Source organism: Streptomyces sp. NPDC039609 (assembly GCF_055596705.1).
Map to the genome: position 1 here is coordinate 1 of NZ_JBVIUJ010000022.1, position 11,539 is coordinate 11,539.

At 70.5% G+C, this 11,539-nt stretch carries 10 protein-coding genes; 3 read left to right on the forward strand and 7 right to left on the reverse strand.

The features are described from left to right. On the reverse strand, positions 1 to 200 hold a 200-nt coding region (locus ACZ561_RS38520; RefSeq protein ID WP_471004566.1), incomplete at its 3' end, for an acyl-CoA dehydrogenase family protein. A 148-nt stretch (positions 201 to 348) separates the two neighbouring features. On the opposite strand from ACZ561_RS38520, the gene ACZ561_RS38525 reads away from it, so the two are divergent. Beyond that, on the forward strand, positions 349 to 1,677 hold the full coding sequence (locus tag ACZ561_RS38525) for a UDP-glucose dehydrogenase family protein (protein WP_471004568.1): 1,329 nt from the start codon (positions 349 to 351) through the stop codon (positions 1,675 to 1,677). A 423-nt stretch (positions 1,678 to 2,100) separates the two neighbouring features. Here the strand turns inward: ACZ561_RS38525 and ACZ561_RS38530 are convergent, their stop codons facing one another. From ACZ561_RS38530 to ACZ561_RS38540, 3 genes are read right to left on the reverse strand one after another with little or no spacing between them, the layout of a single operon-like run. Continuing rightward, a complete protein-coding gene (locus ACZ561_RS38530) occupies positions 2,101 to 3,273 on the reverse strand; it encodes a dipeptidase (protein ID WP_471004689.1) in 1,173 nt (390 codons plus the stop codon). A 38-nt stretch (positions 3,274 to 3,311) separates the two neighbouring features. Then, entirely contained in the window at positions 3,312 to 3,842 is a 531-nt protein-coding gene (gene purE, locus ACZ561_RS38535; RefSeq protein WP_471004570.1) for a 5-(carboxyamino)imidazole ribonucleotide mutase, read from the reverse strand. Beyond that, positions 3,839 to 4,957 (reverse strand): 5-(carboxyamino)imidazole ribonucleotide synthase, encoded by a 1,119-nt coding sequence (locus tag ACZ561_RS38540; RefSeq protein WP_471004691.1) that lies wholly within the window; start codon positions 4,955 to 4,957, stop codon positions 3,839 to 3,841. The genes purE and ACZ561_RS38540 overlap by 4 nt, the downstream gene beginning before the upstream one ends. Positions 4,958 to 5,141: 184 nt before the next feature. Here ACZ561_RS38540 and ACZ561_RS38545 point away from each other — a divergent pair, with 184 nt between their 5' ends. Then, positions 5,142 to 5,663: a GtrA family protein gene (locus ACZ561_RS38545; RefSeq protein WP_471004572.1), complete on the forward strand. Its 522-nt coding sequence runs from the start codon at positions 5,142 to 5,144 to the stop codon at positions 5,661 to 5,663. A gap of 134 nt (positions 5,664 to 5,797) precedes the next feature. On the opposite strand, the gene ACZ561_RS38550 is transcribed toward ACZ561_RS38545, so the two are convergent. Then, complete coding sequence (locus ACZ561_RS38550; protein WP_471004574.1) at positions 5,798 to 7,063, reverse strand: ATP-binding protein; 1,266 nt, start codon at positions 7,061 to 7,063, stop codon at positions 5,798 to 5,800. Positions 7,064 to 7,396: 333 nt separating this feature from the next. Then, complete coding sequence (locus tag ACZ561_RS38555; protein ID WP_376446148.1) at positions 7,397 to 8,074, reverse strand: response regulator transcription factor; 678 nt, start codon at positions 8,072 to 8,074, stop codon at positions 7,397 to 7,399. Positions 8,075 to 8,500: 426 nt separating this feature from the next. On the opposite strand from ACZ561_RS38555, the gene ACZ561_RS38560 reads away from it, so the two are divergent. Next, complete coding sequence (locus ACZ561_RS38560; RefSeq protein WP_471004576.1) at positions 8,501 to 10,009, forward strand: peptide MFS transporter; 1,509 nt, start codon at positions 8,501 to 8,503, stop codon at positions 10,007 to 10,009. 223 nt (positions 10,010 to 10,232) lie between these two features. Here ACZ561_RS38560 and ACZ561_RS38565 read toward each other — a convergent pair whose 3' ends face one another. Continuing rightward, positions 10,233 to 11,537 (reverse strand): hypothetical protein, encoded by a 1,305-nt coding sequence (locus ACZ561_RS38565; RefSeq protein WP_471004578.1) that lies wholly within the window; start codon positions 11,535 to 11,537, stop codon positions 10,233 to 10,235. Between the last annotated feature and the right edge of the window lie 2 nt (positions 11,538 to 11,539).

The window sequence follows — 11,539 nt, forward strand, 5'->3', positions numbered from 1 at the left end:
CCGTACGCCTCCGGCACGTGCACGGCCTGCAGGTCGGCCGCCACCAGCGCGTCCAGCGCCTCCTGGGGGAACCGGCCCTCCTCGTCGACCGCCGCAGCGAACGGCGTGATCTTCGCCTCCGCCAGCGCGCGGACCGTCTCCCGGAGCATCTCGTGCTCCTCGGACGGGCGATACAGGTCGAAATCAGCAGAACCCGCCATGCTCATTCGCTCCCACTCTTTGCTAACTACCGTTAAGTAACTCAAAGGGTAGGGCGTCACGGGGCACCGGACCAAGGCCCGGCCGAGGCAGGACCGAGGCCCGACTATGCTCGGGCAGGCATTCCGCCCGACGTCACTGGAGTCCCGTATGGCCCTCAAGATCACCGTGATCGGCACCGGCTACCTCGGCGCCACGCACGCAGCGGCCATGGCGGAACTCGGGTTCGAAGTGCTCGGCCTCGACGTCGTGCCCGAGAAGATCGAGCTGCTGGCCACCGGGCGCGTACCGATGTACGAGCCGGGTCTCGAGGAGCTGCTGGCCCGTCACGTCGCCGGGATCGAGGGGTCGACGGACCGACTGCGCTTCACCACCTCCTGGGAGGAGGTCGGCGCCTTCGGTGACGTCCACTTCGTCTGCGTGAACACTCCGCAGAAGCACGGCGAGTACGCGTGTGACATGAGCTACGTCGACGCCGCGTTCACCTCGCTCGCGGGCGTGGTGCAGGACGGCGCGCTCGTCGTCGGCAAGTCGACCGTGCCGGTCGGCTCGGCCGAGCGGCTCGCGGCGCTGCTGCCGGAGGGCGTCGAGCTGGCCTGGAACCCGGAGTTCCTCCGGGAGGGCTTCGCCGTCAAGGACACCCTGCACCCGGACCGGATCGTCGTCGGTGTGCGCGGCGAGCGGGCGGAGAAGCAGCTGCGCGAGGTGTACGCCGGGCCGGTCGCGGAGGGCTCGCCGTTCGTGGTGACGGACTTCCCGACGGCGGAGCTGGTGAAGACCGCTGCGAACTCCTTCCTCGCCACCAAGATCTCCTTCATCAACGCGATGGCCGAAGTGTGCGAGGCCGCCGGCGGTGACGTCGCGAAGCTTGCCGAGGCGATCGGCTACGACGAGCGGATCGGGTCCAAGTTCCTGCGGGCCGGGATCGGCTTCGGCGGTGGCTGTCTGCCGAAGGACATCCGCGCCTTCATGGCGCGAGCGGGCGAGCTGGGCGCGGACCAGGCGCTGACGTTCCTGCGGGAGATCGACTCGATCAACATGCGGCGGCGCGGCCAGATGGTCGAGATGGCACGTGAGGCGCTGGGCGGCGGTTCGTTCCTGGGCAAGCGGGTGGCGGTGCTCGGCGCCACGTTCAAGCCGGACTCCGACGACGTCCGTGACTCGCCCGCGCTGAACGTGGCCGGACAGATCCACCTCCAGGGCGGACAGGTCACGGTCTACGACCCCAAGGGCATCGAGAACGCTCGCCGCCTCTTCCCGACGCTGGGGTACGCGGACACGGCCCTGGCCGCCGTGCGCGGGGCGGATGTGGTGCTGCACCTGACGGAGTGGCGCGAGTTCCGCGACGAGCTCGACCCGGCGGAGCTGGGGGCGGCAGTGACCTCGCGGGTGATCCTGGACGGCCGCAACGCACTGGACGCGACGCGCTGGCGCGAGGCGGGCTGGACGTACCGCGCGATGGGCCGCCCGCGCGCCTGAGAACCTGCGCCGACGCCCGCGCGCCTGAGAGCGTGCGCCGGAGCCAGCCGACCGCGGGCCCGGGACAGATACGCGCGGTGCCCCCGACCCCAAGGTGCCCCGCCTCCCCCGTCGACCGGGGTGGCGGGGCACCGTCGTGTCAGGCCGCGCGGTGCGGGCGCGCGGTGCAGGCGCGCGGTGCAGGCGCGCGGTGCAGGCGCGCGGTGCAGGAGAGGAACTCGGTCTCGCGCAGCGCCCTGGTCGCGTCGGTGTGGGCCAGGGCGACCAGGTCCGGCGCTGGCCGGGCCGCGGCGGAGGAGCTCGGCGAAGATCGGTGCGTAACCGCTCGCCGGGTCCACGGCGCGGCGGAATGCTCCGTACGGGTGACCGCCGCCCGGGACGCGCGAAAGGCCCCGCCGAAGCGGGGCCTTCGATGATGCTCCGTCAGGAGGACGGGGAATCAAGCGAGTCGATCGTCGCGTTGGACGGCGTCCGGGTCTCCCGCAGCTCGCGCGAGACCGCCTCCGCGTCCCGCAGCGCGCGGACCGCGTTGGACCAGGTCAGCTTGGCGAGGTCGGCATGCGACCAGCCGCGGGCCAACAGCTCCGCGATCAGGTTCGGATAGCCCGCGACATCGTCGAGGCCGGCCGGGGTGAACGCCGTACCGTCGTAGTCGCCGCCGATGCCGATATGGTCGATGCCGGCGACCTCGCGCATGTGGTCGAGGTGGTCGGCGACGGTCGCCGCGGTGGCGATCGGGCGCGGGTTCTCCACCTCGAACGCCCGGTGGATCTTCATCGCCGCCGGCGTCGTGTCGAGGTGGTGCAGTCCGTGCGCCCGCATGTTCTCGTCGGCCCGGGCCGTCCACTCCACGGCCGCGGGGAGGATGAACTTCGGCACGAACGTCGCCATCGCCACTCCCCCGTTCGCGGGCAGCTGCGCCAGCACGTCGTCGGGGATGTTCCGCGGGTGGTCGCAGACCGCGCGCGAGGAGGAGTGCGAGAAGATCACCGGCGCGACGGCGGTGGCCAGCGCGTCCCGCATCGTCGTCGCGGCGACGTGCGAGAGGTCGACGAGCATCCCGACCCGGTTCATCTCCCGGACGACCTCGTGGCCGAAGGGGGAGAGACCGCCGACGCCCGGCTCGTCCGTCGCCGAGTCCGCCCACGCGGTGTTGTCGTTGTGGGTGAGCGTCATGTAGCGCACGCCCAGGGTGTGCAACGCGCGCAGCGTGGCGAGGGAGTTGTTGACGGAGTGGCCGCCCTCGGCGCCCTTCAGGGAGGCGATACGGCCCTCCTTCCGCGCCGACTCCATGTCGTCCGCGGTCAGGGCGGGGGCGAGATCCGCGGCGTACCGGTCGAGCAGCTGGTCGACGATGTCGATCTGCTCCAGGGTGGCGCTGACCGCGTCGTCACCGGTCAGCTCGCACGACACGTACACCGACCAGAACTGGGCGCCGACCCCGCCGGCCCGCAGCCGGGCCAGGTCGGTGTGGAGCGCGCCGGTCTGGTCGGCCGCGATGTCGAGCCGGTCCAGGTCGTAGCCCGCGTGCTTGCGCAGCGCCCACGGCAGGTCGTTGTGACCGTCGACGACAGGTGCGGAGGCCAGCAGCTCCATCGCCTCCGCCAGCCGGTCGGCCGCGTTCGCCGGGCGGCTCACTTGGCGAAGCCGAACGACTCCGAGCCCTCGACCTTGGCCCGCAGCCGCTTGCCCTTCTCGGTCGCCTGGTCGTTCAGCTCCTGCTGGAACTCCCGCATCCGGACCAGCAGTTCGGCGTCCTGCGTGGCGAGGATCCGGGCCGCGAGCAGACCGGCGTTGCGTGCCCCGCCGACGGAGACCGTGGCCACCGGCACACCGGCCGGCATCTGCACGATGGAGAGGAGCGAGTCCATGCCGTCGAGGTACTTCAGCGGGACCGGCACGCCGATGACCGGGAGCGGGGTCACCGAGGCGAGCATTCCCGGCAGATGGGCGGCGCCGCCGGCGCCCGCGATGATCGCCTTCAGACCGCGGTCGGCGGCCTCCTCGCCGTACGCGACCATCTCGCGCGGCATCCGGTGCGCGGAGACGACGTCGACCTCGTACGCGATCTCGAACTCGTCCAGGGCCTGCGCCGCGGCCTCCATGACGGGCCAGTCGGAGTCGGATCCCATGACGATGCCTACGACGGGGCTCACAGGGCTCATTCGGTGATCGTTCCTCGCAGATAGCCGGCGGCGTGACGGGCGCGCTCCAGCACGTCGTCCAGGTCGTCGCCGTAGGTGTTGACGTGCCCCACCTTGCGGCCGGGCTTCACGTCCTTGCCATACATGTGGATCTTGAGCTGCGGGTCCCGGGCCATGCAGTGCAGATAGGCGTAGTACATGTCCGGGTAGTCCCCGCCCAGCACATTGCACATGACCGTCCACGTGGCGCGCGGGCGCGGATCGCCCAGCGGCAGGTCGAGGACGGCCCGGACGTGGTTGGCGAACTGCGAGGTGATCGCGCCGTCCTGGGTCCAGTGGCCGGAGTTGTGGGGACGCATGGCGAGTTCGTTGACGAGGATCCGCCCGTCGGTGGTCTCGAAGAGCTCCACGGCCAGATGGCCGACGACGTCGAGCTCCTTGGCGATCCGCAGCGCCAGCTCCTGCGCCTGGCCGGCCAGCTCGGCCGACAGGTTCGGCGCGGGCGCGATCACCGTGTCGCAGACGCCGTCGACCTGCTGGGACTCGACGACCGGGTAGGCGACGGCCTGGCCGTGCGGGGAGCGGACGATGTTCGCGGCGAGCTCGCGCGCGAAGTCGACCTTCTCCTCGGCGAGCACCCGGACGCCCGCGAGGAACGGGTCCCGCGCGTCGGCCTCCGAACGGACGAACCAGACGCCCTTTCCGTCGTAGCCACCGCTCACGGTCTTGAGGATGATCGGGAAGCCGCCCACCTCCGCCGCGAAGGCCGCCGCGTCCGCCGGATCGGCGACGATGCGGTGGCGGGGGCTCGGCGCGCCGATCTCGTCGAGCTTCGCGCGCATCACCCCCTTGTCCTGGGCGTGCACCAGCGCGGCGAGCCCGGGACGGACGACGATGCCGTCCTCCTCCAGGGCTCGCAGATGCTCCGCGGGGACGTGCTCGTGATCGAAGGTGATCACGTCACAGCCGCGCGCGAAGTCACGCAGCGTAGCCAGGTCGCGATAGTCGCCGATGACGACCTCGCTCACCACCTGGGCCGCCGAGTCCTGCGGGGTGTCACTGAGCAGCTTGAACTTGATGCCGAGGGGGATACCCGCCTCGTGGGTCATACGGGCGAGCTGACCGCCACCGACCATGCCGACTACCGGGAACGTCACCCTCTTAGGGTATCCGCACCATGCGGGAACCCTTCCCCGCCTGTGCTTTACGACAGCCCGCCGGGGTTTCTCCGTGGTTTGCAATGTCCCCAGGCAGGTGCCAGACGCTCTGGTTAGCATGGCTGGGACGACGAAACCGAACGGACGGGGCTGAGCAATCACCATGAGTGAACCCAGCGCACTGCGTGTGCGGCTTGACCGGCTCACGCGTGAGTTCGCGAAGTTCGGTGCCGTCGGCGGTGTCGGCCTCCTGGTGGACCTCGGGGTCTTCAACCTCGTACGCCATCTCACGGAGGTCCCCGTCGTACGGGCGAGCATCATCGCCACCGTCGTCGCGATCGGCTTCAACTACCTGGGCTTCCGGTACTTCACCTACCGGGACCGCGACAAGAGCAGCCGGACGAAGGAGCTGACGCTCTTCCTGCTGTTCAGCGTCGCCGGCCTGGTGATCCAGAACGGCATCCTGTACGCGGCGACGTACGGATTCGGCTGGGACACCCCCCTTCAGAGCAACGTCTTCAAATTCCTTGGGATCGGCGTGGCGACGCTGTTCCGGTTCTGGTCGTACCGGACCTGGGTGTTCCGGACGCTGCCGGCGCGGGAGGCGGTCCAGACCGCCGAATCGTTCCTGGAGCAGGCGCCGCCGCAGCAGACGCCGAGGAAGCAGCCGGACCGGGTGCTGTAGGGCTCTTTGCCACCGGCCCGCTCGAACGGCCCCTCAGGGGCCCCCTGACGTCGCTCGGACGCCTCTCCGACGTCCCTCGGACGCCCTCCGGTCCCTACGGCGCCCTCTGACGCCCTCGGGAGCGCCCCGTTCGCCTAGCGGACCGGACGGTCCTGGTCCCGGCGGCTCCTGACCTCGCGGCCCAGGAAGAGCGCGAACACCGGAGGCTGCTGCTGGAGCAGCTCGAGCCGGCCTCCGTCCGCCTCCGCGAGGTCCCGGGCGACGGCGAGTCCGATGCCGGTGGAGTTACGGCCGCTGATGGTCCGCTCGAAGATCCGCGCGCCGAGATCGGCGGGGACGCCCGGGCCCTCGTCGGTGACCTCGATCACGGACTGGTTGCCGGTGACCCGGGTGCGCAGGGCGACAGTGCCACCGCCGTGCATGAGCGAGTTCTCGATCAGCGCGGCGAGCACCTGGGCCACGGCCCCGGGAGTGCCCACCGCGCGCATCCCCTGCTTGCCCGAATGGACGATGGCCCGGCCCGCGCTTCGGTAGGCGGGGCGCCACTCCTCGATCTGCTGCTTGATGACCTCGTCGAGGTCGAAGGCGATGGCGGAGCCCGTACGGGGGTCCCGCGAGTTGGTCAGCAGCCGCTCCACGACGTCGGTGAGCCGCTCCACCTGCGTGAGCGCGATCGTCGCCTCCTCCTTGACCGTGTCGAGGTCGTCGGCGACGGCGACCTCCTCCAGGCGCATGGAGAGCGCCGTGAGGGGTGTACGGAGCTGGTGCGAGGCGTCCGCGGCGAGCCGGCGCTCGGCGGTGAGCATCCGGGCGATCCGCTCGGCGGAGGCGTCCAGGACATCGGCGACCCGGTCCAGCTCGGGCACGCCGTACCGCTTGTGGCGCGGGCGGGGGTCGCCCGAGCCGAGGCGTTCGGCGGTCTCGGCGAGGTCGGTGAGCGGGGACGTCAGCCGGTTGGCCTGTCGTACGGCGAGCAGCACGGCGGCGATGACGGCCAGCAGGGCCACGGCGCCGATGATCAGGAGGGTGCGGCCCACTTCGGAGGTGATGGTGGAGCGGGACTCCTCGACGGTGACGGTCTCCCCGCGCTCGCCCTCGGCGGTACCGCGGATGACGCTGCCCTCGGGGCGGGCGCCGATCTCGATGGGGGCGCGGCCGGGGATCTCGATCAGGGCGTACCGCTTGGCGCCGCTCTGCTCGGCGAGGATGTCCGGGTTGACGGGCTCCCCGCCGATGAGCCGGCTGTCGACGATGGAGACCAGGCGCACGGCCTCGGAGTCCACGCTCTCCTGGGCGCTGGAGGAGATGGTCCGCGTCTCGACGATGACGAGGGACACCCCGAAGACGGCGATGACGACGAGGACGACGGCGAGCGTGGAGTTGATCAGACGGCGACGCACGGGGCGGTCCTCCGGGCGGGGGTGTGGGGCACGCCCCCGAGCCTACGGCGCGCGGGCTCTCGGCTCGCTCCTGCGGGGAAGCGCAGGCGCGTGCGGGAGAGCGCAGACTCCCGTCGGAGCGCGCAGGCTCCGGGAGCGCTCGGACTTTCGCCGGGGAAGCGCAGGCGCTTCCATCGGAGAGGTCCGGCGCCTGCCGGAGCGCGCAGGCCCCGGGGAAGCCAGGGCTCCCTGCCGGGGAAGCAGGCTCATGCCGGAGAAGCCCCGGCGCTCCCGCCGGAGCGCTCAAACTCCTGCCGGAGCCGCACGCCCCGCCGGGGCAGGGCCCCTTCCGGGCTAGCTCTTCTCGAAGCGGAAGCCGACGCCTCGGACCGTGGCGATGTAGCGGGGGTTCGCCGCGTCGTCGCCGAGCTTCTTGCGGAGCCAGGAGATGTGCATGTCGAGCGTCTTGGTCGACGACCACCAGGTGGTGTCCCAGACCTCACGCATCAGCTGGTCGCGGGTGACGACCCGGCCGGCGTCCCGGACGAGGACCCGGAGCAGGTCGAACTCCTTCGCCGTGAGCTGGAGCTCCTCGTCGCCCATCCAGGCACGGTGCGACTCGACGTCGATCCGGACGCCGTGCGTCGCGGGCGCGACGGCCGGCTCGGTGGCGCCGCGCCGGAGCAGGGCCCGGACACGGGCGAGGAGCTCGGCGAGGCGGAACGGCTTGGTGACGTAGTCGTCGGCGCCCGCGTCCAGCCCGACGACGGTGTCGACCTCGTCGGCGCGGGCGGTCAGCACCAGGATCGGAACCGTGTGGCCCTCGGCGCGCAGCCGCCGGGCGACCTCCAGGCCGTCCATGCCGGGCAGTCCGAGGTCGAGCACGACGAGATCGACTCCGCCCTGGAGTCCGGCGTCGAGGGCGGTGGGTCCGTCCTCCCGCACCTCGACCTCGTATCCCTCTCTCCGCAGCGCACGGGCCAGCGGTTCCGAGATGGATGCGTCGTCCTCGGCGAGCAGTACACGGGTCATGGGGTGATGGTAGTCCGCAGGGCGGACGCCCCGAGGCGTGATCCACAGGGCCGCGACCGCTCCTGCGGATCAAGGTGGGTAACCTGCACATGACCTTTGAATGAGGGTTGTTGGTTCCTAGATCACCTGTGATCCATCTCTCAAGTCCTTCCATATCCGGCACTGTCGTGTCGTATGGTGGCGAGGCATCAGTTGCGGTAATCGGGGACCTTTGGATCGCTTCGTGCGACAGAGGTCCTCTTTCTGCGTGAGGTCGGCTCCGGCAACCTCGATGACAGTGAACGACCTGTGGGCCGGGTCCTGAGACGCGATGCGGCGTCAGGGCGTGGATCCCGGCGGGGTGCGACCACTCCCCGCCGGTGCCGGCCTCCCCCACCGGGCGCACCACGCTCACAAGGCGCGCGTCCCGACAGAGCAAGGATCGACATGGCGTCCAGCCTGACGAAGGATTCCGCCGGAACCCCTGGTTCCGAGGAGAAGACCTTCTTCGGCCACCCCCGCGGCCTGGCCACTCTCTTCATGACCGAGATGTGGGAGCGCTTCTCCTGGTACGGAATGCGCGGCATCCTCGTCCTCTACCTGGTCGCGGGTGTACTCGACGGCCCCCTGGAGGGCCGTGAGGCGCTGGCCGCCTCCATCTACGGCGTGTACAACGCGGTCGTCTACATGGCCGCGATGCCCGGCGGCTGGGTGGCCGACCGACTCTGGGGCGCGCGCAAGGCCGTCCTCGTCGGCGGCATCGTCATCGCCCTGGGCCACTTCACCCTGGCGATCCCCTCGGACACGGCGTTCTTCGTCGGCCTCGCGCTCATCGCGGCCGGCACGGGTCTGCTGAAGCCGAACATCTCGGCCATGGTCGGCGGCCTCTACGAGGGCCAGCCGAGCGCCCGCCGTGACGCCGGCTTCACGCTCTTCTACATGGCGATCAACATCGGCGGCATGGCCGCTCCGCTGGTCGTCGGCTACCTGGGTGAGAACGTCAACTGGCACCTCGGCTTCGCCGTCGCCGGTCTCGGCATGACCCTCGCCGTCGCGCAGTACGTCGTCGGCTCCCGCCACCTCGGTGACGTGGGCAAGAACCCGGGCACCCCGGCGACGCCCGAGGAGAAGCGCAGCGCCCTGCGCAAGGTCCTGCTGTGGGGCGGACTGGCCGTCGGCGCCCTTCTGGTCGACATCGTGCTCGGCACGTACGACATCGAGCACGTCGTGAACGTCCTCGCGATCCTCGGCATCGTCGTACCGATCGTGTACTTCCTCGCGATGTACCGGAACCCGGCCCTCAGCGCCGCGGACAAGCCCAAGATCAAGGCCTTCGCCTGGTTCTTCGCCACCGCCGTGCTGTTCTGGATGATCTACGACCAGTCGGGCTCGCTCCTCACGCTCTTCGCGGACAACAAGACCGACCGTCTGATCGGCGGCTGGGAGTTCCCGGCCTCCTGGTACCAGTCGGTGAACCCGGCGATGGTCATCGTCCTCGCACCGGTCTTCGCCGCGCTGTGGGTCAAGCTCGCCAAGCGCAACCGTGAGCCCAGCGCCCCGATGAAGTTCGCCCTGGCGATGCTCCTCATCGGTGGCTCGTTCGCCATCATGGGTCTCGCGGGTGCCGCCGCGGCCAACAGCGAGACCGGCAAGGTCACCGTCTTCTGGCTGCTGAGCGTCTACCTCGTCCAGACCATCGGCGAGATGTGCCTCTCGCCGGTCGGCCTGTCGCTGTCGACGAAGCTGGCCCCGAAGCAGTTCGTCGGCCAGATCATGGGCCTGTGGTTCCTGGCGACCGCGACGGGCAACGCCCTGAACGGCTGGACCACCAAGCTCAACGAGCCGCTGGGCGACGCCATGTACTACTCCCTGTGGGCGGTCATCGCGGTCGCCGCGGGCCTCGCGTTCATGACGGCGGGCAAGAAGATCCGCGCCCTCATGGGCGACGTGAGCTGACGCCCGTTCACAGCACCATGGGTCTGGCCCGGTACGCGTTCCGCGTACCGGGCCAGACCCATGTCATGGGCGGAGTTCCCGCGCTACTTCGTCTGCGCGCTGAAGCCGCGGAGGAAGTTCTTCGTACCGCACCGGACGTTGGACTTCTGGCCCGGACCGACCCAGGGGCCGTAGAGCGTCCAGGTCATCACGTGCTCGCGGGCGCTAGCATCGCCTCGCCGCGTCAGCGCCGCAGCCGCGCCCACGGTGTGAACGTGAACACCGCGCCGCCGAGCAGGATCACCGTGCCCGCAACCAGGGCGAGGGCGCGCAGGGCGCCGTCGTCCTCGGCGCCCGTCTCGGCGAGGCCGCCGCCGGAGCCGGCCGAGCCGGAGCCGCCGCCGGACGCCGCGTCACCGCCGCCCGATGCGCCGCCCTCCTGCTTGGTGGTGTCGAGCTCCAGCGAGGCCTGGACGGCGCCCTTGACCTGACAGGGGATCACGATCGGCGAGCCGCCGAGCGAGACGTTGATGGTCAGGGTGCCGGGGCTGAGCGTGGCCTTGCCGCTCGCGCCGGGCTTGTACGTGCCCTTCATGTCCGGCAGGTCGACCGGCTTGCCCTGCTCCAGCGGGGCGGCGTTCGCGGGGCCGTCGACCTTGACCGTGCCGCTGTCCGCACCGCCGAGCTTGACCGCCATGGAGGGCTTGAGGGCTCCGGCGGGAAGCGGGGCGGGGCTGTCCATGACGCCCTTGGCGGTCTTGACCGTGAGGTCGTAGCTGCCGCCGTTCTTCTTGGCGTTGATGGTCACCTTGGAGGTGATGTTCGCCGGTCCGGGCGACTGGCAGGAGAACTGGACCGAGACCTCCTTGCCCGTGAAGTCGGTCTGCCCGCCGCCGCCTCCGGAGGTGCCTCCTGAGGTGCTGCTTCCGCCGGAGGTGCTGCCTCCTGAGGTGGTGCCACCCGACGTCGTGCCACCCGACGTCGTGCCACCGGACGTGGTGCCGCCCGAGGAGCTGCCGCCTCCGTCCGTCACCTTGATCGTCGCCCCGACCGCCACCGTCTCCTTCGGCGAACACTTCGTGTCCGTCGACATCGGCTTCGAGACGTTGATGTTGTACTTGTCCGGCGTCAGCGTGATCTCGCCCGCCTTCTCCAGCTTCAACTTGCCCTTCATGTCCGGCAGCACCATCGGGCTGTTCTTCGGGATCGGCGGGTTCTGCCGCGGTCCCTCCATGTTCAGCGTGCCGCTCGCCGCTCCGCCGACCTTGACGACACCGGTCGGCTTCACCGTGTCCTTCTCCAGGTCGAGGATGTCGGGGTTCTTGGACGCGGCCTCGACCGTCTTCCAGACGACCTCGACCTCGTCGCCGACCTTCGCCTCCGCCGGTGCGGTGATCTGCACCTTCGTGGTGCCCTGTACCGGCGGGAGGCCGGAGATGGACGGCGGAATGCACTCGGTCTTGTACGCGACCTCGGCGGCCTGAGCGGGGCTGGCGGCCAGCATGATCCCCGCGCCGCCGAGCATCAGCGCGACTCCCGCCGCGCTCATCC

Excerpts from the sequence above, each read along its gene's own strand:
- ACZ561_RS38525 (WP_471004568.1), top strand. The coding sequence starts at position 349 with ATGGCCCTCAAGATCACCGTGATCGGCACCGGCTACCTCGGCGCCACG.
- ACZ561_RS38565 (WP_471004578.1), bottom strand. The coding sequence starts at position 11,537 with ATGAGCGCGGCGGGAGTCGCGCTGATGCTCGGCGGCGCGGGGATCATG.
- ACZ561_RS38530 (WP_471004689.1), bottom strand. The coding sequence starts at position 3,273 with ATGGAGCTGCTGGCCTCCGCACCTGTCGTCGACGGTCACAACGACCTG.
- ACZ561_RS38560 (WP_471004576.1), top strand. The coding sequence starts at position 8,501 with ATGGCGTCCAGCCTGACGAAGGATTCCGCCGGAACCCCTGGTTCCGAG.
- ACZ561_RS38540 (WP_471004691.1), bottom strand. The coding sequence starts at position 4,957 with ATGGTCGGTGGCGGTCAGCTCGCCCGTATGACCCACGAGGCGGGTATC.
- ACZ561_RS38555 (WP_376446148.1), bottom strand. The coding sequence starts at position 8,074 with ATGACCCGTGTACTGCTCGCCGAGGACGACGCATCCATCTCGGAACCG.
- purE (WP_471004570.1), bottom strand. The coding sequence starts at position 3,842 with ATGAGCCCTGTGAGCCCCGTCGTAGGCATCGTCATGGGATCCGACTCC.
- ACZ561_RS38545 (WP_471004572.1), top strand. The coding sequence starts at position 5,142 with ATGAGTGAACCCAGCGCACTGCGTGTGCGGCTTGACCGGCTCACGCGT.